This window comes from Blastococcus sp. KM273129 (assembly GCF_021698995.1).
Classification (GTDB): Bacteria; Actinomycetota; Actinomycetes; order Mycobacteriales; family Geodermatophilaceae; genus Blastococcus.
The window spans coordinates 1-21,836 of sequence record NZ_SSXB01000045.1; the positions used below are offsets into that span (position 1 = coordinate 1).

Annotated in this window: 23 protein-coding genes and 1 riboswitch; of the genes, 5 read left to right on the forward strand and 18 right to left on the reverse strand. The window is 70.6% G+C overall.

What is annotated here, in order from left to right; translation table 11 throughout:
• Positions 1–477 precede the first annotated feature (477 nt).
• On the forward strand, positions 478–681 hold the full coding sequence (locus E9565_RS13410) for an anti-sigma factor (protein WP_236835452.1): 204 nt from the start codon (positions 478–480) through the stop codon (positions 679–681).
• A 369-nt stretch (positions 682–1,050) separates the two neighbouring features.
• Here E9565_RS13410 and E9565_RS13415 read toward each other — a convergent pair whose 3' ends face one another.
• From E9565_RS13415 to E9565_RS13445, 7 genes are read right to left on the reverse strand one after another with little or no spacing between them, the layout of a single operon-like run.
• The gene (locus E9565_RS13415) at positions 1,051–2,511 is read right to left on the reverse strand and encodes an NADH-quinone oxidoreductase subunit N (RefSeq protein WP_236835462.1); all 1,461 of its coding nucleotides are present in this window, start codon (positions 2,509–2,511) and stop codon (positions 1,051–1,053) included.
• A 5-nt stretch (positions 2,512–2,516) separates the two neighbouring features.
• Entirely contained in the window at positions 2,517–4,115 is a 1,599-nt protein-coding gene (locus E9565_RS13420) for a NuoM family protein (RefSeq protein WP_236835454.1), read from the reverse strand.
• 2 nt (positions 4,116–4,117) lie between these two features.
• Positions 4,118–6,043 carry a proton-conducting transporter membrane subunit gene (locus E9565_RS13425; protein ID WP_236828703.1) on the reverse strand — a complete coding sequence of 642 codons (1,926 nt, stop codon included), beginning with the start codon at positions 6,041–6,043 and terminating at the stop codon, positions 4,118–4,120.
• Positions 6,040–6,357 carry an NADH-quinone oxidoreductase subunit K gene (locus tag E9565_RS13430; RefSeq protein ID WP_113800564.1) on the reverse strand — a complete coding sequence of 106 codons (318 nt, stop codon included), beginning with the start codon at positions 6,355–6,357 and terminating at the stop codon, positions 6,040–6,042. The genes E9565_RS13425 and E9565_RS13430 overlap by 4 nt, the downstream gene beginning before the upstream one ends.
• On the reverse strand, positions 6,354–6,935 hold the full coding sequence (locus tag E9565_RS13435) for an NADH-quinone oxidoreductase subunit J (protein ID WP_236828702.1): 582 nt from the start codon (positions 6,933–6,935) through the stop codon (positions 6,354–6,356). The genes E9565_RS13430 and E9565_RS13435 overlap by 4 nt, the downstream gene beginning before the upstream one ends.
• Before the next feature lie 10 nt (positions 6,936–6,945).
• A complete protein-coding gene (locus tag E9565_RS13440; protein ID WP_113800563.1) occupies positions 6,946–7,884 on the reverse strand; it encodes an NADH-quinone oxidoreductase subunit H in 939 nt (312 codons plus the stop codon).
• Positions 7,877–8,536, reverse strand: coding sequence for a hypothetical protein (locus E9565_RS13445; RefSeq protein WP_147251807.1), 660 nt, complete (start codon positions 8,534–8,536; stop codon positions 7,877–7,879). The genes E9565_RS13440 and E9565_RS13445 overlap by 8 nt, the downstream gene beginning before the upstream one ends.
• Before the next feature lie 287 nt (positions 8,537–8,823).
• Here E9565_RS13445 and E9565_RS13450 point away from each other — a divergent pair, with 287 nt between their 5' ends.
• Positions 8,824–9,018, forward strand: a complete 195-nt coding sequence (locus tag E9565_RS13450; protein WP_236835456.1) for a hypothetical protein — start codon at positions 8,824–8,826, stop codon at positions 9,016–9,018.
• 305 nt (positions 9,019–9,323) lie between these two features.
• Here the strand turns inward: E9565_RS13450 and E9565_RS13455 are convergent, their stop codons facing one another.
• On the reverse strand, positions 9,324–9,665 hold the full coding sequence (locus E9565_RS13455) for an NADH-quinone oxidoreductase subunit A (protein ID WP_113801682.1): 342 nt from the start codon (positions 9,663–9,665) through the stop codon (positions 9,324–9,326).
• 598 nt (positions 9,666–10,263) lie between these two features.
• Between E9565_RS13455 and E9565_RS13460 the strand changes: the two genes are divergently transcribed.
• Positions 10,264–10,872: a DUF305 domain-containing protein gene (locus E9565_RS13460; RefSeq protein ID WP_113801681.1), complete on the forward strand. Its 609-nt coding sequence runs from the start codon at positions 10,264–10,266 to the stop codon at positions 10,870–10,872.
• A 78-nt stretch (positions 10,873–10,950) separates the two neighbouring features.
• On the opposite strand, the gene E9565_RS13465 is transcribed toward E9565_RS13460, so the two are convergent.
• The 4 genes from E9565_RS13465 to E9565_RS13480 all read right to left on the reverse strand — a co-directional run bounded on the left by E9565_RS13465 (position 10,951) and on the right by E9565_RS13480 (position 14,294).
• Positions 10,951–13,326, reverse strand: coding sequence for a cation-translocating P-type ATPase (locus tag E9565_RS13465; RefSeq protein WP_113801680.1), 2,376 nt, complete (start codon positions 13,324–13,326; stop codon positions 10,951–10,953).
• An 86-nt stretch (positions 13,327–13,412) separates the two neighbouring features.
• Positions 13,413–13,589, reverse strand: coding sequence for a hypothetical protein (locus E9565_RS13470; RefSeq protein ID WP_166509680.1), 177 nt, complete (start codon positions 13,587–13,589; stop codon positions 13,413–13,415).
• Between the two features lie 56 nt (positions 13,590–13,645).
• Entirely contained in the window at positions 13,646–13,903 is a 258-nt protein-coding gene (locus E9565_RS13475; RefSeq protein ID WP_113801679.1) for a heavy-metal-associated domain-containing protein, read from the reverse strand.
• A gap of 85 nt (positions 13,904–13,988) precedes the next feature.
• On the reverse strand, positions 13,989–14,294 hold the full coding sequence (locus E9565_RS13480; RefSeq protein WP_113801678.1) for a metal-sensitive transcriptional regulator: 306 nt from the start codon (positions 14,292–14,294) through the stop codon (positions 13,989–13,991).
• Between the two features lie 205 nt (positions 14,295–14,499).
• Between E9565_RS13480 and E9565_RS13485 the strand changes: the two genes are divergently transcribed.
• Positions 14,500–14,907, forward strand: a complete 408-nt coding sequence (locus E9565_RS13485; protein WP_113801677.1) for a four-helix bundle copper-binding protein — start codon at positions 14,500–14,502, stop codon at positions 14,905–14,907.
• Positions 14,908–14,995: 88 nt separating this feature from the next.
• On the opposite strand, the gene E9565_RS13490 is transcribed toward E9565_RS13485, so the two are convergent.
• The 5 genes from E9565_RS13490 to E9565_RS23585 all read right to left on the reverse strand — a co-directional run bounded on the left by E9565_RS13490 (position 14,996) and on the right by E9565_RS23585 (position 18,777).
• On the reverse strand, positions 14,996–15,358 hold the full coding sequence (locus tag E9565_RS13490) for a helix-turn-helix transcriptional regulator (protein WP_236827483.1): 363 nt from the start codon (positions 15,356–15,358) through the stop codon (positions 14,996–14,998).
• A gap of 143 nt (positions 15,359–15,501) precedes the next feature.
• The gene (locus E9565_RS13495; RefSeq protein WP_113801676.1) at positions 15,502–16,380 is read right to left on the reverse strand and encodes a potassium channel family protein; all 879 of its coding nucleotides are present in this window, start codon (positions 16,378–16,380) and stop codon (positions 15,502–15,504) included.
• 559 nt (positions 16,381–16,939) lie between these two features.
• Positions 16,940–17,191 carry a hypothetical protein gene (locus tag E9565_RS13500; RefSeq protein ID WP_113801675.1) on the reverse strand — a complete coding sequence of 84 codons (252 nt, stop codon included), beginning with the start codon at positions 17,189–17,191 and terminating at the stop codon, positions 16,940–16,942.
• A gap of 431 nt (positions 17,192–17,622) precedes the next feature.
• On the reverse strand, positions 17,623–18,228 hold the full coding sequence (locus E9565_RS13505; protein WP_113801674.1) for a DUF305 domain-containing protein: 606 nt from the start codon (positions 18,226–18,228) through the stop codon (positions 17,623–17,625).
• 81 nt (positions 18,229–18,309) lie between these two features.
• Positions 18,310–18,777, reverse strand: coding sequence for a DUF6153 family protein (locus E9565_RS23585; protein ID WP_374201738.1), 468 nt, complete (start codon positions 18,775–18,777; stop codon positions 18,310–18,312).
• Between the two features lie 514 nt (positions 18,778–19,291).
• Here E9565_RS23585 and E9565_RS13510 point away from each other — a divergent pair.
• The gene (locus tag E9565_RS13510) at positions 19,292–19,954 is read left to right on the forward strand and encodes a TVP38/TMEM64 family protein (RefSeq protein WP_166509679.1); all 663 of its coding nucleotides are present in this window, start codon (positions 19,292–19,294) and stop codon (positions 19,952–19,954) included.
• Positions 19,955–20,111: 157 nt separating this feature from the next.
• Here the strand turns inward: E9565_RS13510 and E9565_RS13515 are convergent, their stop codons facing one another.
• Positions 20,112–21,170, reverse strand: a complete 1,059-nt coding sequence (locus E9565_RS13515; protein WP_236827481.1) for a M23 family metallopeptidase — start codon at positions 21,168–21,170, stop codon at positions 20,112–20,114.
• 231 nt (positions 21,171–21,401) lie between these two features.
• A riboswitch (cyclic di-AMP (ydaO/yuaA leader) is annotated at positions 21,402–21,555 on the reverse strand.
• Positions 21,556–21,836: the final 281 nt, after the last annotated feature.

Sequence of the window (21,836 nt, forward strand, 5' to 3'; positions counted from 1 at the left end):
GCCGCACCGCACGCTCCCTCAGCGCCGGATCGATCTTCTTCGGCATGACGCCATCCTCCGTGACTCACAAGGAGGCGGCACAGAACCTGGGGCGCTTCAGTGACTGCGGCGACGGATAGACCGGCACCTTCGCCATGCCCTCTGCAATCGGCCCCCGGGCCGCAGGAATCCGAGCAACCGGGAGTCTCCCTGCTGACTGCTCACCGTCCCGACCTACCGATCGGGGGTGGCCCCGGCCAGGATGGAACGGACTTCATTCCTGGGGCCGTGGACCGCCTCGCCTGCGACACGGCAAAACCGCCTACCTCGACCGCTTGAGCCCTCCTGGACGGGGCCACCAGCGGACGCCCGCGAATCTGCTTGACAGTCGCCTGTGCCGGATTGGTCGAGGCGACCCAAACCCGACTACTATCCGGCTTAATAGAGCTGTCCAAGACCGCAACGTGGAGACCTCGACGGAGTCCGGGAGGTGGCACCGTGAGGTACTGGCCTCGCCAGACCCATCGTGAGCTGCGAGAGCAGCTGGGCGTCTTCGCATTAGGCCACGGCGACGCCGAGGAGCGGGCCACCGTCAGGTCGCACTTGAACAAGTGCGCTGCCTGCCGCGCCGAACTGGACGAGCTGGCAAAGGTAGTCGCCCTGCTGGCCGCCGTCAGTCCCGCCAATCTTGGTCAGGTCTGAGTTCCCCATACCCGCTGGGCGGCGCAGTTGCCCGATAGCGAGGATCAGTTAGTCGCGGGCGCTGCGAAATTGCGACGCCGTTGAGGTACCCCGGCCTGCTTCAGTCGCACGTAACCGACCGCACCCGCGGGCGATGCGTCCCGCGTGAACCGCTCCGGCGGGACCGACAGCAGTCGGCCCCGGCGTCGGCGGGCTGCTGGCGGACGCCCTCGGCGTCCGTGCCGTCTGCCTGCAAGCCGCATGACTGCTACTCGCCGCGACATCGCCGTCAGTCGCGCCACCGACCGACGGCAGGTCGACGCGGTCATCGCTTTGCACTCCAATCTCTCGCCGACTTGATGCACCGACGTCCGAGGTCGCCGTCCTCGGTCAGGTTGACAGGGCGAAGGCGAGCCACCACCCCGCTCCCAGACCGAGGAGGAGGGACATGACCGCGGCCCCGTGCAGCAATCCGGTCGGGACGCCACGCCGGGTCCGCTGCGCCGTACCCGCCGCCGTCCGTGGACCACTACCCGCCCACTCCCGCATAGACGGTGCGGCCGGCACCCCGGCGAACGCGGGGGCGACCCAGCGCAGGTAGTAGAAGAGGCTCGCCACCGTGTTGACGGCCGCCACGACGACCAACCACGCCAGGGCGCCGTCCCATGCCGCGGTGAAGACGGCGAGCTTGCCGACGAAGACGGCGGTCGGTGGAGTGCCGACGAGGCCGAGGAGGCAGACGACGAGGCTGACGACGAGCCATCGGTGGCGTCCGACGGCGGTCGCCCAGTCGGTGATCGTGCGCGCGGCCGGGGTCGCCGCGACGGCGGCGAAGGCGCCGATGTTGGTCACCGCGTAGCCGGCCAGGTAGATCGCCAGCGCCGGGACGGCGAGATCGGTGCGCGCGGCGACGGCGACGGCCATGAACAGGTAGCCGACCTGGCTGACCGTGGAGTAGGCCAGCAGGCGGAGTACGTCGGTCTGGTTGAAGGCGGCCAGGTTGCCCAGGGTCATGCTGGCCGCGGCGATGACGGCGACCAGCAGGGGAACGTCGAGCGGGACGTCGGCGAAGGGCTCGGCGAGCAGCCGGAACGCGGCGGCGACCGCGCCGATCTTCGGGATCGTGGTGATGTAGGCGGCCATCGGCGGGGTGGTGCCGGCCGTGACGTCGGGAACCCAGAAGTGCACCGGCACGGCTCCAGCCTTGAAGGCGACCCCGGCGAGCACGCCGAGGATGCCCACGGCGAGCAGAGCCGGGGAGGCGTCCGGGAGCAGCGCGGCGAGGTCGAGGTAGCCGGTGGTGCCGGTGGCGAGCACCAGGGCGGCGACGCCGACGAGCATCAGCACGCCCACGAAGGCGCCCATGAGGTAGTACTTCATCGTCGCCTCGACACCTGCGGAGTCCTTGGCGAAGCCGGCCAGCGCGTACAGCGGGACGCTGGCCAGCAGGTAGCCGGCGACCAGCAGCAGCAGATCGCCGCTGGCGGCCAGCGCGATGCTGCCGAGCCCACCGAGCAGCATGAGGACGTAGGCCTCGGTCTCCCGCGGGTGTCCGGCCAGCGAGGGCGACGCGAGCCAGACCAGGACAGCCACGCCCAGCGTGACCACGATGCGCACGACGCCGGTGGTGGTGTCGACGACCCAGGTGGCCTCGAACACCCGCTCCGCAGGCTCGGGCAGCGCGACGGCAGCGGCGATCACGCTGGCCAGGCAGGCGGCGGTGACCAGGAGCCGGACCCGCCACTGCCGGTGCTGCGGGGTCCAGAGGCCCAGCAGCAGGCCGCCGACCGCACCGAGGAGCAGGAGCAGTTCGGGGAGCAGGGCGAGCACCCGCTCGCCACCTCCGGACATGCCGGTCACCGGCCCACCAGCTCCACCACCGCCATGGCGGCCGGCTCCAGCACGTCCAGCAGGACACGCGGGAGCAACCCGAGAATCACGGCGAGTACCAGCAGCGGGACGACCGAGGCCGCCTCGCGACTGCGCAGGTCCTGCATCCGGGTCGCCGTCCGCGGCCGGACGGCGGTCGCCGTCGTGCCGTCCGCACGGTCCGGATCCGGGCCCTCCGCCAGTTCGTCGGGGTCTGCGCCGGATGGGACGACGGGATCGCCGGTGAGCAGCCGCTGCAGGGCCAGCAGGAAGAGTCCGGCGGTGACCAGGATGCCGACGACGGCGACCACCGTGGCCAGCGGTGCGGCCTGCAGCGCGCCGGTGAAGACCTGGAATTCGGCGATAAATCCGGAGAACCCGGGCAGCCCCAGGGAGCCGAACGCGGCGACCGCGAAGCAGGCGGCGAAGACGGGCGCGGGACGAGCCAGACCACCCCAGCGGTCGAAGGCGTAGCTGTGTCCGCGGGACCACAGGACGCCGCTGAGCAGGAAGAGCGCGCCGGTGAGCAGGCCGTGGCTGACCATCTGGTACATCGCCCCGACCGTGGCCACGGTCCGCGCGCCTTCGTCAGCGGAGGCGACCAGGCCGGCCGCGCCCAGGCCGAGCAGCACGTACCCCATGTGGTTGACCGAGGTGTAGGCGATCATCCGCTTGACGTCGGTCTGGGCTAGCGCCACGAACGCGCCCCACAGCACGCTGATCACCCCGACGACGACGGCCACCATGGCCCACCGCTGCCAGGCCTCGGGGAGGATCGGCATGGCGATCCGCACGAACCCGTACGTGCCGAGCTTGAGCAGGATCCCGGCGAGAATGGCGGACCCGGCGGCGGGTGCGTCGGTGTGCGCGTCGGGCAGCCAGGTGTGGAAGGGGAACAGCGGCGTCTTCACCGCCAGCCCCAGGAAGATCGCCAGCAGCACCAGCCCACCGGCCACCGGGGAATCGGCGAGCGGCGGATTCGCCGCCAGCGCCACCATGTCGAAGGTGCGCTCCTCGCTGCCGAGGAACAGCCCGATGAAGCCCACCAGCAGCGCCAGCGACCCGATGAAGGTGTAGAGGAAGAACTTCAAAGCGCTGCGCCGGGCGTTGCCGTGCCCCCAGCCGGCGATGACGAAGTACATCCCGACGATCGACAGGTCGAAGAAGACGAAGAACAGGATCAGATCCAGCGAGGCGAACGTGCCCATGCACGCCGTCTGCAGGAACAGGAACAGCGCGGCGTAGGTGTGCGGCCGGTCCGGCTCACGCAGCGAGTAGACCGCGCAGGCCAGGAACAGCACCCCGGTCAGGGCCAGCAGCGGCAGGGAGAGCCCGTCGACGCCGACGTGGTAGCCGGCATTGACCGTGGGGATCCACTGCAGATGGGCCTCGTACGCCAAGCCGTCGACGACGCCCGAGGCGCCCTGCCCTGGCTCGAAGCGCAACCACATCCAGCCGACCAGCGCCAGGTCGACGGCGGAGGCAGCCACCCACACCCCGATCGCCACGCGACCGGGGATCCTCGGGGCCGCCAGCAGCACAGCAGCGGCCAGCAACGGCAGGAAGATCACGACGGTCAGCAGCACGACTACCTCACCACGAGCAGGAGGACGAGCAGAAGCCCGAGACCGACGACGGCCTGGGCGTAGTACTGGTGGAGCAGGCCCGTCTGCGGACGGCGGGCAGCGCCCCCCGCGTGGCGGAACGCCCGCGCCATCCCGCGGACGGCGCCGTCCACCACGCCGGTGTCGATGCGCGCGGAGCCGGCGGCAGTACGGCGGGTAGCTGCGGCGACGCCGGACACCGCGCCGTCCAGGACGCCGTCGTCCGCCCGGGACGCCATGCCGGCGAGCCGACGGGCGCCGACGGCCACCCCCACGACCGCCCGGTCGATCACCCTGTCGTCCACGGTGGCCAGCGCCCGGGCGAGCGCCATCGCCGGTCGTGGCGAGAGCAGCCGTCCCAGCCCGGCCCACGAGGCGAGCGGACTCCGGGAGAGCTGCTCCATGACGGCAGGGCGGGCCCGGACCACGGCGACGGTCAGTCCCAGGGCCACCAGCGCGAGCGCCCCGGAGAGCAACAGCTCCCCCAGCCCCGGGGACGGCTCCCCCTCCACGTCCAGGACCGCCTCGAGTCGCTCTGCCACGGCCGGCAGCGCGAGCACACCCAGCCCGGCGGCGAACACGGCCAGCACGCCGGCGACGACCGTGGTCAGGGCCGGGACGCGCCGGGTGCCCGGCTCCTCCTCGTCCCCCGCCGGCCTGGCGAGGACGACGGCCAGGATCCGACCGGCGTAGACCGCCGAGACCGCGGCGGCGGCGAGGCCGACCACGTGCAGCGCCGTTCCATCGACACCGGCGAGCACCTTGTCCTTCGTCGCCCACAGCGACAGCGGCGGCACACCGGCCAACGCAAGGGCAGCGACGGTGGCCGCTGCCCCGATCCCCCGGTACCGGCGGGCGGCGCCACGCAGGTCGGTCAGGTTCTTAGTGCCGAGCGCGGTGAGCCAGGCCCCGGCGGCGACGAACAGGCCGGCCTTGACCGCGGCGTGCGCGACGAGCTGGGCGGTGCCACCGGCGGTGGCGCCCACCCCGGCGGCGAGGACGACGAAGCCGATCTGCGCGGCCGTGCTGGCCGCGAGCAGCTGCTTGAGGTCGGTCTGCGCCACGGCCACCGCACCCAGGACCATCGCGGTCAGCGCCCCGGCCCACGCCGCCGCCGTCGCGGCCCAGCCGGTCGACGCCAGCAGCGGCTGCATCCGGATCAGCAGGTACCCGCCGGCGGCCACCATCGTGGCCGAGTGCAGCAGCGCGCTCACCGGGCTCGGCCCCTGCATCGCGGCCGAGAGCCAGGCCGAGAAGGGCAGCTGCGCCGACTTGCCCAGCGCGGCGACCAGCACGCCGGCGGCGGCCACGTCCGCCCAGCCACCGTCCGCGCTCTCCAGGTCGGTCAGCACCAGGCTCCCGGTCGCAGCCAGCGCCGCCCCGGCGGCGACGTACAGGCCGAGGTCCCCGGCCCGGGTGGTCACGAACGCCCGGGTGCCGGCGGCCGGCTTGCCCGGCTCGTCCCAGTGGTAGCCGATGAGCGCGTAGGAGGTCGCGCCCATGACCTCCCAGGCCAGGAGAAGCGTGGGGAGGGTTGCCGCGGTGACCGTCGCCAGCATGGCCGCGACGAACAGCAGCAGGTAGCCGAAGAACCGCCCCCGAGCGGCATCCGCCGGCAGGTCCACGACGGCGAACACGGTGACCAGCAGGGCGATGCCGGCCACCAGGACGACGAGCACGGCGGAGAGCCCGTCGACGACCAGGCGCAGATCCCCGCCCTCGACGATCCCGAGGAACGGCACCGACAGCAGCGGCCGGGTCCCGGCCACCAGCGCAGCCACCACCACACCTGCCGCGGCGACGGCCACGGCCAGGGGACCGGCGACGCGGTCGGCCCCCCGCCCGGCGACGAGCAAGGCGGCTCCGCTCAGGGCGGGGAGCAGCACCAGGGCGCCGAGGACGGCGCTCATCCGCGCAGGTCCGACGCCATGTCGATCATGTCGAGCTGCCGAGCTCGATAGAAGGCGACGGTGACGGCGAAGCCCATGGCCATCTCCACCGCCATGACCACCAGCGCCACGACGACCAGCACCTGGGCGTCGGGCAGCTCCGGCGCGAGGAAGTACCAGGCCGCTCCCCCGGCCAGCAGCACACCGTTGAGGACGAGCTCGAGGCCCATCATCACCATGACGATCGTCTGCTGGGACAACGCCCCGAACAGCCCGACGCCGATCAGGCCGGCGGCGACGGTCAGCACGATCTGCAGCACCAGCTCGGCGGTCATCGGCGCAGTCCCCCGGGCACCGGGTCGTCCGGGTGCTCGGCGTCGAGACCCGGGCCGAGGCGGTCGTAACGGCCGCGCGCGGTGGCCAGGACAGTGCCGGCCAGGATCGTGGCGAACAGCCCGATGCCGATCACCAGCATGACCAGCATGTGGCTGCCCATGATCGCCTCGCCGAGCTGGCGGGTGCTGTCGTCGGGGCGAACCGGGTTCATCGTCGGCCAGTCGATCGTCCAGATGCCCACCGCGAGGAGGACGAAGACTCCGGCGCCGACCGCGGCCGAGCCTTTGGCGTTGTGCACCATCGTCATCGGCATGAGCCCGGCCGGGTTCATCATGAACATGATCATGAAGACGGCCATGATCGCCATCTCGATCGTCATCATCAGCGCCGTCACGACGGCCAGGTAGACCAGGTCGAGGGCGAGCAGGATGCCCGCCACGGCGAGGAACGACGCCAGCAGGGCGAAGGTCGCCCGCGCCATCGAGTCGACGACGAAGACCGCGACCCCCGCGGCGACCGACAGGACCCCGAGGATGGCGACGGCCGTGATCGCCCAGCCGGAGAGGTCGCTCAGCATCGGCTCCTCCTCACGCGTAGAACCCGGTCAGGACGAGCACCGCGACGACCAACGCCTGCAGGAGCGTCAGCGGGACGAGGACCATCCAACCGACCTCCACCGTGCGGTCGGGCCGCAGCACCGGCATCCGTCGTCCCACCCAGACCAGAGCAGCGACGACGGCCAGGGTCTTCAGCAGGTGCCACAGCGGGCCGGGCAACCAGGGGCCGGAGTCGCCGCCGAGGAATAGCGCCGCCGCCATGGCCGCGCTCGCGCCGAGGAAGACGGCGCGACCGGCCTCCACCAGCAGCCGGTCCACCCCGGACAGTTCCGAGGTGACGCCGCCGGCGATGTCAGCTTCGGCCGGTGCGGCGAACGGCCCCCAGAAGGCGAAGGCCGCGGCGCCGGCCACGAAGACCACGAAGGCGACCGGCATCGTCACCACGAGCCACAGGGCCTCCTGCGCGGCGACGACATCGGTCGTCCGCAACGAGCCGGCCGCCAGGCCAGCCGTGATCAGCGCGAACATCAGCGGCAGCTCGTAGGCCAGGCCCTGGGCGAGGAATCGGTATCCACCGGTCAGCGCATGGACGGCGTTCGGACCCCAGCCGACCAGCCACACCGCCGCCCACAGCAACGCTTCCATGGCGTTGAACCACACGAGATCGGCGCTGGTCGACCACAGGGTTCGGCCAGCCACGGGTACCACCGCCAGAGACAGCAGCGCCAGCGTCGGCACAGCGACGCACCCGATTCGCCACAGCAGCCGATCCGGCGCCAGAGTCGTCCGCCGCTGCTCAGCCAGCAGACGCGCGCTCGAGCGGATCGGCTCCACGACCGCCCCGGATGCGCCGAAGACGACGACGCGGTCAACTGCCGCCACCACGACGCCTAGGACCACACCGACCGCCACGATCCCAAGGACTGCCGGGACCAGCCCCCACGCCTCCGCCAGGGTCTGCTCAGGCATGCAGATGCTCCGACGCCGACACCGTGGACACGGGGGTGAGGTCGAGGCTGGCCACGATCAGCCGTGCGCTGCCGATCTCCGCGCCCTCGACCAGGGCTGCGACGGCCTCGAGTGACGTCGCGGGCACGTTCTCGACCGGTTTCCCCGACGCCATGTCGCACCAACGCCTGACCCGGTCCAACGTGTCTCCCCCGGACCCGCGTCCGCCGATGCCGCCGGCCGTCCAGACCAAGGTCCGCGACCGACTCACCCGCCGTGCCACAGCCTCGGCAAGCCGTTGTGCCTCGTCGCGGCTGCCTATCTGGGCCATCCCGTCTCGGGCGCGACGTGCGTCTCGGGCGGCGGTCGGCCAGCCGGCCACATCCAGGAAGAGTGCGAGCCGGTCCAGGATGGCCCGCTGGGAGTCGGGCTGCTGCCGCGCGGCCGGGAGGGTGTCGGTGTCGAGCCAGGCCAGCTCTGCGGATGTGAGGACGTCGCCCTGCAGGTTTGCCCGCAACACCAGTCCCGTCGGCCAGCCTGGCAGTACCGGCCCGAGCGCCACCTTCAGAACGTCGAGTTCGAGCCCGTCCCGGTCCGGGCCGGTCGAGGCCATCGGCAGCCCAGCCACGTCACCGCCGTGGTCCATGCCCTCGTGACCACCGCCGTGGTCCATGCCCTCGTGACCACTCCCGTGGTCCATGCCCTCGTGACCACTCCCGTGGTCCATGCCCTCGTGACCACTCCCGTGGTCCATGCCCTCGTGACCACTCCCGTGGCCCATGCCCTCGTGACCACTCCCGTGGCCCATGCCCTCGTGACCACTCCCGTGGCCCATGCCCTCGTGACCACNTCGTGACCACTCCCGTGGCCCATGCCCTCGTGACCACTCCCGTGGCCCATGCCCTCGTGACCACTCCCGTGGCCCATGCCCTCGTGACCACTCCCGTGGTCCATGCCCTCGTGACCGGCCCCGTGATCTACACCCTCGCCCTCCTCGTCCTCACGACCGGCGTCGTCGTCCATGCCCGCGCGGCCACCGCCGTGGTCCATGCCCTCGTCGTCGGCGGTGCCCATGCCCTCGTCGTCAGCGTCTTCGTCCTCGTTCTTGGCGAGCAACGAGGCCGGCGACGACCGGTCGTCTCCTCTTGCTCCTGATCCGGGCCGCCGGACCAGCGCCGCTCGGCCCTCGTCCAGAGCGACGGCGACGTCTCTGGCGCGCTGGACGTCCACCCGGTGCCGAGGCTCGGGAACCTGACTCCACAGCACGTCGACGGCTTCTCCTAGCTCCGGGCCCGGCTCACCAAGGACGACCAGCAGATCGGTGTCCGCGGGTGACACGGCGCGCCGCCAGCCGCGCCGGTCCAACTCGGCCTCGACGGACCACCGGAACGTCGTAGCGCCGGGGACATCGACGAGTAGCACCCGGGGCCTCGTCAGCGCCCAGTTCCGCAGGCGGGCTATCAGGTCCATCGCAGCGCACCCTCACGCCAGACGTACATGACCCCAACGAGCAGGACGGCGAGGAAGCCGAACATCTCCACGACGGCCTGGACGCCCATGTCCGCCACGACGACGGCCCACGGATACATGAAGATCATTTCCATGTCGAACGCTAGGAACAGGATCGTCACCGCGTACCAGCGGGCGTGGTAGCGCGAGACCGCGTGCTGCTGCGGCAGCATGCCGGACTCGAAGGGCAGGACATGGGCCGGCTCGCGGACCGGCGCCAGCGCCAGCGATGACGCATAGAGGGCGGCAACGAGGACGCACGCCAGCGACACGAGGAGGAGCACAGCGACCATCGTCGAATCCCCTCACGTCGGGGTTGCGGGTGGCAGGGATGGCCCCTGATAGGTCATCCGCACGGTCGCACGGATGAGGCCGCATCGCACGGGGAAAGCTAGCCCGCGTGTGACCGGCGCGACACATTTCTCGCGTTCGGAACGCCGACAGCGGTGGATATGTGATGCCACTGGAGCGGGCGAGAACCATCAGGGCAGGACCCGCATGAGCGTCACACCGCCTGCGCGTCGACGGTCCTGAGGTCGCCCTCGACCTCCTCACGTCGGAGGCCCAGTCGCATGCACTGGGCTCCCTGTCCGCAGTGGGTTGCCGGCTAGGGGCAAGCGCCGGAACCTGGGATGACCGGCAGCGACGACCGTGCCGGGACCGTGACGGTGCGGCCGCGGGGCCACCGGTTTATCCGTACGACTGTCCGGGCATGCGCGCCGTGCGGGGTGTGCCGCCGTGCCGCCCGTGCTCGTGACCGGAGAGGTTGCTCGAGGCCGAGCGACGACGTCCGGCCGAGAGCCTGTGCTACCGGTCGAGCAGTAGCCAGGGTGGGCACGGGAGTGCGGGCCGGTGACCTTCCCCGCGACCCGGCGAGAGAAAGGACCCATCATGGCGATCAAGAAGGCCGACGACGCGACGCAGCAGGGTCACGGCGACGAGCAGTCGCACGAGGCCAAGATGACCAGGAACATGTACCTGCGCTTCGGCGCCATGATCCTCACGGCCATGGTCGTCATGTACTGGGTCATGTTCATGAGCACCTGGGAGTGGAGCCACGTCCAGTTCAGCGAGAGCCGGGTGTTCATGGCGCTCGCCATGGGCGGCACCATGGGTCTGGTCATGCTGGCCTGGATGCTCAACATGTACAAGAACACGAAGGCCAACATCGCCATCGTCGCGGCGAGCCTCGTGCTCCTGGGCGGCGGCATCGCCCTCGACCGCAGCCAGACCACCGTGGACGACGGGGACTGGATGCAGGCGATGATTCCGCACCATTCGATGGCGATCACCCGCTCCGAGCGCGCCGACATCGACGACGTCCGCGTGTGCCAGCTCGCCGTCGACATCATCGTCGCCCAGGAGAAGGAGATCGCCGAGATGGAGTGGCTCATCGAGGACATCGAGGAGAACGGCGAGGCCGAGACCGTCGAGCAGGCCAACGATCGGCCCGTCCCGGAGTTCGAGGGCTCGGCGCTGCGCGACTGCCCCACGGACTGACCCCCGTTCTCGCCGGCAGTTCCGGGGCCGGGCGGCGCCAGCTGTGGCCCCGGCACTGCCCGGCCCCGCTCATCGCCGTCACTCCGGGAGCGAGGCACCCCTCCGCTGGGTGAATCGTGCCGCACCCTCCGGCCGGTGGCCGATCCCGGCACCACCATCGGCGGAGGTCGAGGCCAGGGGCTGGAACCGGCGCAGCCGCAGGCTGTTGGACACCACGAACACCGACGAGAAGGCCATGGCCGCTCCGGCGATCAGCGGGTTGAGCAGCCCGGCGGCGGCCAGGGGCAGTGCGGCCACGTTGTACGCGAAGGCCCAGAAGAGGTTCCCCTTGATGGTGCCCAGCGTCCTGCGCGAGAGCCGGATGGCGTCGGCGGCCGCCCGGAGATCCCCGCGCACCAGGGTCAGGTCACTGGCCTCGATGGCGACGTCGGTACCGGTGCCCATGGCCAGTCCCAGGTCGGCCTGGGCCAGGGCCGCCGCGTCGTTGACGCCGTCCCCCACCATCGCGACGACCTTGCCGTCGCCCTGCAGCCGCTTGACGACGTCGACCTTGTCCTGCGGCAGGACCTCGGCGATCACCTCGTCGATGCCCACCTGCGCCGCGACCGAGCGGGCGACGGTCTCGTTGTCGCCGGTCAGCAGGACGGGGGTGAGCCCGAGGTCGCGGAGCTGGCGGATCGCCTCCGCGGAGGTGTCCTTCACGGCGTCGGCGACCACGAGCACACCGCGGGCGGCGCCGTCCCAGCCGACGGCGACCGCGGTGCGGCCCTCGGCCTCCGCGGCGTCCTTGGCGCGCGCGAGCTCGGCCGGCAGCTGCTGCGACCACTCGGCCAGCAGCCGGGGCCGCCCGACCAGGACCGCGTGGCCCTCCACCACGCCTTGGACCCCGAGACCCTCGAGGTTCGTGAAGCCCTCGACCGGCGGCAGCGTGCCGATCCGCTCGGTGGCGGCCCGGGCGATCGCCTGGGCGATGGGGTGCTCGGAGGCGTCCTCCAGCGCACCGGCGAGCCGCAGGACCTCCTCGGCCTGCTCTCCGGGGGCGGGGACGACGTCGAGGAGCGTCATCCGGCCGGTGGTCACGGTCCCCGTCTTGTCTAGGACAACCGTGTCCACGACCCGGGTCGACTCCAGCACCTCCGGACCCTTGATCAGGATCCCGAGCTGGGCGCCCCGGCCGGTGCCCACCATGAGGGCGGTCGGTGTGGCCAGCCCCAGGGCGCAGGGGCAGGCGATGATCAGGACGGCGACGGTGGCGGTGAAGGCGACGGACAGCCCTGCGCCGGTGCCGATCCAGAAGCCGAGGGTGGCCGCGGCCAGCGCGATGACGATAGGCACGAAGATGCCCGAGATCCGGTCGGCCAGGCGCTGCACCTCGGCCTTGCCGTTCTGGGCCTCCTCCACCAGCCGTGCCATCTGGACCAGCTGGGTGTCCGAGCCGATGCGGGTGGCCCGGACGACGATCCGGCCGCCGGCGTTGACGGTGGCGCCCACGACGGCGTCCCCCGGCCCGACCTCGACCGGCACCGACTCGCCGGTCAGCATCGAGGCGTCGACGGCGGAGGAGCCCTCGGTGATGACGCCGTCGGTCGCGATCTTCTCCCCGGGACGGACGACGAAGAGGTCTCCGACGGCGAGCCGGTCCACCGGGATCCGCTCCTCACGGCCTCCGCGCAGCACCGAGACCTCCTTGGCGCCGAGCTCCAGCAGGGCGCGGAGCGCGGCGCCGGCCCGGCGCTTGGACCGCGCCTCGAAGTAGCGGCCGGCGAGGATGGCGGTGGTCACCCCGGCGGCCACCTCGAGGTAGATGTTGGCCGCACCGTCAGTTGGCTCGATGGTGAACTCGAAGGGGTGGGTCATGCCCGGTTCGCCGGCGGTGCCGAGGAACAGGGCGTACAGCGACCAGGCGAAGGCCGCCAGCGTCCCCATGGAGACCAGCGTGTCCATCGTGGCGGCACCGTGTCGCAGGTTGGTCCAGGCAGCCCGGTGGAACGGCCACGCCCCCCACACGACGACCGGTGCGGCCAGCGTCAGGGAGAGCCACTGCCAGTACGTGAACTGCAGGGCCGGGACCATCGCCAGCGCGATCACCGGGACGGTGAGGGCCGTGGACACCAGGACTCGTTGGCGCAGCAGAAGGACCCCGTCCTCCTCACCGCTTGCGAGCTCGGGGCGGTCCTCGGGCCGGGGCCCGGAGGCGGGCGGCTCCGGCAGCCGGGCGCTGTAGCCGGCCTTCTCCACGGCAGCGAGAAGATCCTCGGGGGTCACTCCGTCGCCGTAGGTGACCTTGGCCTTCTCCGTCGCGTAGTTGACGGTCGCGGTCACACCGTCGAGCTTGTTGAGTCGCTTCTCGATCCGCATGGCGCACGACGCGCAGGTCATGCCCTGGATGGCCAGCTCGACCTGCTCGCCGTCCGCAGGGATCTGCGGCGTCGTGTCGTTCATCGCGGCGCTCATGGTTCTCCTGTCAGGGAGTTGCTGCTGAAGACGAGGACCGCGGACCCGGGGCGGCAACCGGTGGCCGCCCACCCCGGGCCGGGTCCTCAGTGGTTCGTCTCGCCGTGGCTGTCCGTCTCGGTGTGGACGTCCGTCTGCGCCGGTGACTCGACCCGCTCACCGGCCGGACCCACCGGCCCGACGGCGCTGCCGAGGCCGATCGCAGCGACGAAGACGACGGCGAGGCCGACGAGGTAGGCGCCGACCTTGGCGGAGGTCGTCATGTCGGCCCCTCCCTCACCATGTGCGACCCCCGGGCCGGCCGGCGGCGGTCGGCGGATCACTTGCAGCCGCAACCGCAACCCGACGCCCGGCCACCGGCCGACGCGGCGGGTGCGGCCACCTCGTAACCGGCCTCCTCCACGGCGGCCCGGACGGCCCCGTCATCGACGCCTGCTTCGCTGCGGACGGTGAGACCACCGGTGGCCAGGTCGACGTCGACCCCGGTCACGCCGGGCACCTGGCTGACCTCCTCGGTCACCGAGCTCACGCAGTGGCCGCAGGTCATGCCGACGACGGTGTAGGTAGCGGTGCTCATGAGGTGTACTCCGTTCTTCGTAGTGTTGGGTTGCGGTTGTCCGTGACGGGCGGGAGACCCGGGAGCTCACGCCAGAGCAGTCCGGTCAGGACCGGACGAGGCGCGCGATGGCTTCGGACGCCTCGCGCACCTTCGCGTCGGCCTCGGGACCACCGGTGGCGGCCGCCTCGACGACACAGTGGCTCATGTGCTCCTCGAGGAGCCCCAAGGCCACCGACTGCAACGCTCTGGTCATGGCCGAGACCTGGGTGAGGATGTCGATGCAGTACTTCTCGTCCTCCACCATCCGCTGCAGCCCGCGGGCCTGGCCCTCGATCCGCCGCAAGCGCTTGAGGTAGTCGCCCTTGCGGTTGATGTAGCCGTGCCCACTGACCTGGTCCGTCGACGTCACGCCGCCTCCCTCCGTCGCACCCCTTCAACAAAGGTACCCCGCCGGGGTATTCCTCTCCCCTGACTTAGCGGCTCCGCGGCACATCGTGGACCTGGTGGGACTACCCGACGGAGGAGGCGTTATCCGTACGGACGCGCGGGTATGGCCGCGGGCGCCGGTGCCCGACGGCGGGCGGTCCGCCACGCCGGCACAGGGAGGAGCCATCGTGAGCGTTGCGAGTCAGATGCTCGAGACCTACCCCAAGGACCTGGGCGGGGTGGACCGCCAGAAGCTGCAGGAGTGCATCGAGGCCTGCTTCGAATGCGCCCAGGCCTGTACGGCGTGCGCCGATGCCTGTCTCAGTGAGGACATGGTCGCCGAACTGACCAAGTGCATCCGTAGCAACCTGGACTGCGCCGACGTCTGCGACACGACCGGCCGCGTCCTCTCCCGGCACACCGGCTACGACGCGAACGTCACCCGTGCTGTGCTCGAGGCGTGTGCGGCAGCGTGCAAGGCCTGCGGCGACGAGTGCGCCGAGCACGCAGAGATGCACGAGCACTGCCGGGTGTGCGCCGAATCGTGCCGGCGCTGTGAAGCAGCCTGCCGGGACTTGCTCAGCTCCCTCGGCTGACGCAGCACCTGCTCGTCGTCCGTGCCCGGGGCCGAAGGAGAGCACCCCCAGGGCCGGGCGGCGAGCAGGGGCCTCCCGGGCCGGCCTGTCACCGGTCGTCGTCTGGCTCCTCCGGCGCCCGCTGGGCGAGCTCGATGAGCCGTCGCAGGCAGTGCTCCCGCAGAGGATCGGGAAAGCCTTCGGCCAGTCGGTAGTACAGGACCCGACCCTCCCTGCGGTAGGTCACGAGGCCGGCGGTCCGGAGGACGCGCAAGCCGTAGCTGGCCGCGTCCTCGTTCACATCGAGCGCCATCGCCAGGTCCCCGACGCACATCTCCGAGACCACGTCGAGCGCGTACAGCAGGCGAGAACGCGTGGGGTCGGCCATCAGGCTCAGGATGCTGGTCAGCTGAGCTGCTTCGTCCCGGGACGGCAACCGCCGGCGCGCGGCCTCGACCCGCTCGGGGTCCACGGGGTGGGGATGAGGCCCGTCGGTGACGTCCGCCTCTGAACTCGAGACCATGGACGGCGACATAGCCACGTGCGGGTGTGATCATGCACCTTTCGCGGTGGGCGGTCGGTTTCTCCCGAGCATCACCGACCGCGGCGTTGGCTTCAGGACACCCGGTAGCCGTGGTCGTCCGAGTAGCGCTGGAGAGTCGCCGCGAGATCCCCGGAGGCGGGCAGGAACTGCTGGGTGAGCAGGTACGCATAGTCCTCGACGGCTCCTCTCAGGATGGTGCCGGACAGCCGGACGTCGTCGCGACCAGAGGAAGCGGCGCGGTCCGCCAGCTCACGCGCGTACGGCAGCTGCGCGGGCAGGGACGCCACGTCGTCGGCCTCGCGGAAGTAGTACGTCTCGGCGTACTGGGTGAGGTCCACACGGACCTGGACCAGCTCGCCGGCCAGCGTCTCCAGCAGCGTGGCCGCCGCAGAGGAGTCCATCGCAGACAGGGCCTGGGCGGCCTCGGCCTTGCGGAGCAGGGACAGGCGGATCGCCAGCGTCCGGCGGCGGGCCAGAGCCGGATAGATCTGCAGGATCCAGGTCACCGCAGCGGTCAGCAGTGAGAAGCCGATGAGGGCCTCCAGCGGCGAGGCCAGCCGCAGCCAGGCATAAGCCGGCACGATGTCGCCGTAGCCGAGTGTTGCCACCGTGACCAGGGACAGGTACAGCGAGTCCAGGATGTCGCTTCGCTCGGACGGTTGCAGGCTCGAGCCGAAGGAGAATCCGTCGGACATGTGGGGCCAGTACACCAAGGTCCAGCCGGCGAGGATGATGGTGATCCACGTCAGGATCACGCACAGGATCGCGAAGGGACCGACCACCGAGCTCTGTCGCCGGCGGCTCTTGATGACGCGGGACCCCCGCCAGACCAGCTGGATGACCAGCCGGCTGAGCGACCCTTGCCCACTGGGGTGCCAGATGGTGTGGAACATGTCCCGCAGCACGAACAGCACCAGCACTGCACCTGCGGCCGTCACCAGCCAGTCCATCAAGATCCTCTCTGCCGCCTGAGGCTTCCGGCCGCACCTGCTGCGCCCCGCACCCGTTCGCGGCCCTGCCGTGCGGATCGCCGCTCTAATTGGCGCGAGCGATGGCCGTACGGATCTACGGATGATGCCGGTACCCGCGGGCTAGTGCGTCGAACACTCGGCGAGCAGGGACGACATTCACCGGGCGCCCGCCAGACGCCAGAGGCACCCGGCTGGCGGGGTGCGGTTAGCCCCGACCTCACCGCACCCCACGTGCGATGGATCAGCCGCCGATCTCGGTGAGCAGCTGCTGCATCTCCGGGTCTGGATTTCGCTGATGAGCCGAGCCAGCTCGATCCTCGCGTACACCCAGCCCTGCGCGGGCCGAGGCGCCGTGCTCGCCGCCGCCTACCGCCGGGTGCTGCGTATCCCCTTCGTCCTGGTCGCCCTCGGCGCCCGCCGCGCCCTGACCCTCTCCGGCTTCGCCCGCCGGCACGCGCCCACCGCCACGCGGGTCGGTGGCGCACTGCTCATCGCCCTGGGGACTCTGCTGGTCACTGGGGACTGCCGGAAGGGTCGCCTAACCGTCCGGGTCCACGGCTTCATCACTGTGCACGACGGTGGTCCCGGTCTCGACGCCCGCTTCCTCGAGCCGCCACATGAGGTGCCCGACCTGCCGCTGGAGCCGCCGCCACTCGTCGTCAGGGTGGGTGGCGCCCTCATCGACCTGGCGGTGTTGTGTGAACGCTTGCAGGTAAGCCTTCAGCCCTGCCCTGAGCATCATCAGGTCGTGTCCCGACAGCTCCACGCTGTGAATGGCGTTGGGGTTCACACCTTGACCGTAGGGGTCAAGTGGGCTGGTCCATCACACCCTCACCGCAAGGGGAGTGCGCCTCTGACAGCGGCAACGGTCGAGGGCGGCGGATCGTCGCAGCCTGTCCTGGTGGGGAGATGGGCCCCTCCGCCGGCAGTGCACCCGGCAGGCATCGAGAAGGCCGTGCCGCCCCGTAGGGATCCGCAAGCCACGGACGCCCACGGGCGGGAATGGTCCCGGCCCCAGGTCGACGGTCGTCATCGGCCGAGCGACAAGCTGCGGCAGCCAGCGGCGGGAGGAGCCGATCACACAGGTGAGCGGTCGCTGACTGACCACATCAATCGGAGCCCGCTGCGTCGGCTCACCGACGGATGCCCTGGGAGGCTGGAGCTGGAGGGTGACAGGCACCTGGTGCTGCCGGTCAGTGACCGGCAGCACCAGGCTGGATGTCAGCCGCCGAGCTCGCTGAGAAGGGCCTCCATCTCGGCGATCTCCTGCATCTGCGTCTCGCTGATCAGCTGGGCCAGCTCGAGCGCTTCAGTGTTCCGTCCATCTTCGAGCTCGGTCTGTGCCATCTCCACAGCACCCCTGTGGTGCTCGATCATGGACTGCAGCCACATCCGGTCGAATTCGGGACCCGCGGCGGGCATCTCTTTCATGTCCATGCCGCCCATGTCGTCGGAGCCGTGGTCCATGCCGCCCATGCCATTGGACTCCAGCGGCTCCCCCCATTCCTCGAGCCACCCGGTCAACAGATCGATCTCCGGGTCCTGCCCGGCCTCGATGCGGTCGGCTAAGTCGACGACCCGGGGATCAGTGGCTCGCTCGGCAGCGACCTCTGACATGGTGAGCGCCCCCTCGTGGTGCGGGATCATGCCCTGCGCGAAGGCGACGTCAGCATCGTTGAACTTTGCTTCCTCAGTCGCAGGACTCTCCGCCGCCGAGCTGCTGCCGGCGGAGGAGCCACCGGAGCTGTCCGAGCAGCCGGTCAGGATGATCGTCCCGGCGATGAGTCCGCCGGTGAGCCGGACGAGTCGTGCAGTGGTGCGGGTCATTGCAGTCTCCTGTTGGTTGCGGTGTAGGCGTGCCGTTTGATCCCTCCGACGCCTTGGTCGGCGGGGTCCAGATCGGTCGGCCTAGATCCGCAGAAGACACAGCGACGCAAGTTCCGGTGGTCGTGGAGGCCTGAACCAGCCCATCGACAGTCGTCGCCCGCGTTCGACGGCCCACCGGACCGACGAGGCACCGCGCCGAAGTCGACTCGTTGCCCGGAGAGCGACGATCCCGGCCAGAAGGATCGCGAGACACAGGGACCACGTGTGGTCAGTGAGACCATGGTCTGGTGCGTCACCCGGCGTCGGAATCCCGGCTACTGCCGCCACATGCTCGATGGGGGCGGCCACGGGCGGACCGCTGAGCAAAGAATCTGAGCTGAACGCGGTCGACGCTGCGGATGGGTGACCGATCCAGTGGTCGGCGCCCGCCGTGGCGCTGTCCCTGCCCCCCGGCTCGTTGAGGACGTACTGGGCGCCGTGCATCGACAGGACACCGGCGAACAACAACAGGATCCACAGCTTGCGCACTGGCACGATCACCCCCTTCACGAACCGATCTCAGGGTACTGGCCCACGTAGTAGCAAGCCGCCAAGACAAACCGACGGCGCCTGGGGCTGCCGGAGATGCCATCCGGAGAGTTCGCGATGTTCGGCGGGACGACCTGCCGACGGAGGAGATGATCCCAACCCTGATGCGGGTCGCCCAAGTGTTCACCGGCCGAGTCGCAGCGTCGTTCAGCAGCGATGCTTCGTGGAGTTCAAGTCGGTGCAGTACTGGGAGCACTATTGGTGTCGGAGCTCACCGAAGTTGACCTGACCGTGCCGGGGCACTCCCACGGTCGGCTACTACCAGACGTAATAGTCTCTACTCCGTGTACACGGGGGATGTACCGGTGCTCGCGGCCATGGCGCTGGTCCTGCTGGTCGGTCCCCTCATGCGACTGGTCCGCAGGCGACACCTCGGGAAGGCGCGCCGCTCCAGCCGGACGACGGGGCAGCCACCTATCCGGGTGACGGGATGAGCCCACTCCCCCGGCGCGTCTCGGTGCGTGTCCTTGCCGCGGTGGTGGTCCTGCTGATCGGCACAGCGGTTGCCGTATCGGTCGACCTGCCGAGCGTCGAAGGTATGCGCGCCTGGTTATCTGAGGGCGGCGGGGTGAGGTGGGCCATGGTGGTCCTCGGGGTCGCCGTTGCGTTGTTGACCCCGATCTCCCGGACGGCGCTGTCCGTCCTGGTCGGTGCCGTTGCCGGCTTCCCTGCGGGGCTCGCGGTGGTGATGACCGGCGGAATGCTCGGTGGTCTGGCCGGCTTCGTCCTGAGCCGCTGGCTGGGCCGCGACGCCGTAGTCCGCTTGGCCGGCGCGCGTCTGGCTCGGCTGGACCGGGCAGTGAGCCAACGAGGCTTCGTCTCGGTACTCGTTGCGCGGGCCATGCCAGTGGCCCCGTTCGTCTTCGTCAGCTACGCGGCCGGCTTGAGCGGCGTCCGGCTCGGCCCCTACCTGTTGGGGACCGCAGTCGGGCTCGTGCCGTGGTCGGTGCTGTACGTCGGCGTTGGCACCTCCGTGGCGAGCATTGATTCGTGGACGCATCTGATCCCGCCGCTGCTGACCGTCAGCGCCGTCCTGTCAGTCGTAGTGCTGGCGGGCCACTTCTGGCGGCCCACGCGGCGACCAGGTAACCAGCCGGGCACCGTCCCGGGCTCGACCGTCGCCCCGCCTCCGGGCTGACGCAGCGACGCGCATCCGGCCCGCTCCAGGCAACCCGGGGCTGCTGCCAGCGGACCGGCGAAAGATCCGGCCGCACAGAAGCGGGGGCTCATGGACGGGTATGCCCATGAGCCCCCTCCGCCCCTGAGATGCCTACCGTGACGAGATTGCCGATCGCTCAGCATCCTCCGCCGAGAGAGACCCCGCGCGCCGCCAACCAGGGGATCGGGTTGCCTCGGTTGGCGTTGAGCCCACCGGTACGCACCTCGAAGTGCAGGTGAGGGCCAGTTGACTGGCCGGTGTTGCCGACCTCGGCGATCTGCTGGCCGATCGAAACCTGTTGGCCGGCCTGGACGAAGTAGTCGTTGATGTGCCCGTAGACAGTGATCGAGCCGTCGGGATGCTGGACGTATACGGCTAGCCCGAAGCCGCTGGCCGGACCGGCCTGGAGGACCCGCCCCGCCTCGGGCGCATAGATCGGCGTGCCGATGGGCGCGGCGATGTCGACCCCGTAGTGCATGGTTCCCCAGCGAGAGCCGTAGCAGGAGGTCACGCGACCGGTGGTGGGAGCCACTGCGCGACCACTGGCAGCCGCCGCCGCTGTAGCGGCAGCCTGTGCGTCTCTCTGCGCGTTCTCCGTGTTGATCCGGTCCGCCCACGCGGCTCGTCCGTCAGCGGCGCCCTCGAGTTCGAGCAGTGCGATCTCGGCCTGCTGCAGCCGGCCCTGCAGTGCAGCTCGCTCGGAGGTGACGCTGTCGTAGGCGTCCTTGGCTTCAACCAGCCGCGCCTGCGCGGCGGCCTCGAGCTCAGCCGCTCCGGCCGCCGCCTGGTCGCGCTCTGAAAGGGCCGTCTGTGCAGCACGTCCAGCCTCGGCCTTCTCCCGCTCCAGCGCACGGAACTCGGTGAGCTCGGCCGCGCGATCGTCGGTCAGCATCTCGAGGGTGGACGCTCGCTGCAGGAACTCCGCCGGGCCGGCCGAGTCCAGCAAGGCCGCCGCAGTCTCCAGGGCATCACTTCGCATGTAGGTCTCCCGGCCCAGACGGGCGACTCCGGCCCGCGCCTGGTCCACCGCGGCTGTGGCGGTCTGGAGTTCTGCCTCCGCGGCGGACGCTGCGGCCTGTGCGGCGGCGAGTTCCTCCTGTGCCTGCCGAGAGGTGTCCGCTGCGGCCTCGGCCTCGACGGTGAAGCGCGAGAGCTCGTCCTCCGACTCGGCGACCAGCTGTTCGAGACGTCGCACCTCAGCTGCCGCTGCGTCACGGTCGGACCGTGCGGCTGCAGCCTCGTCACCCGGTGCCGCGACGGCTGGAGTCATCGAAATGCTGATTGCGACGCTAGTCAGGGCAGCCAGCGTGGAGCCCGCGATGGTCCTGCCAAGAGGGCGTCGCCGGCGGAGGGGTTCAGGTCGCTCACGTGGCGAGAGGTCGTCGCGGACAGGTTGTGCATGCAGGGTCGCCAACGCGACGAGCTCCGTTTCCTTCGCGCCGCCTACCGAGTTAGCTGACGGGTTCGGGCGGGAAGGCGCCCTACCTGGCACCGGGCAGTGCGCAGGATTCACCCCGAGGGAATGGTGGGTCCCCGGTCCGTCGTGACGGTCATCGACGACAGTTCGGCGGGATCCGGCCGAGGCCCCTCGGTCGAGGGGCGTGGGCTCGGTCGGACCGGGCGAGACGCTACTACGACAGCGAATAGTTTGTCACGGTCAGGTAACGGCGGCCGGGGTGACCAGCAAAGGCACCGTCGGCCCACGACCGAGCGGGGCGATCTGCAGGCAGCGCGAGGTTCGGCGAAACAGGAGGGCCCAGCAGGACGCCTGTCGCGAGGCCGAGGATAGGAAGGGGCTGCGGCCGGAAGGACCCATCTTCAGCAGGCTCCTGATCGTCCAAGATCGATCCGAGGAAGTGCT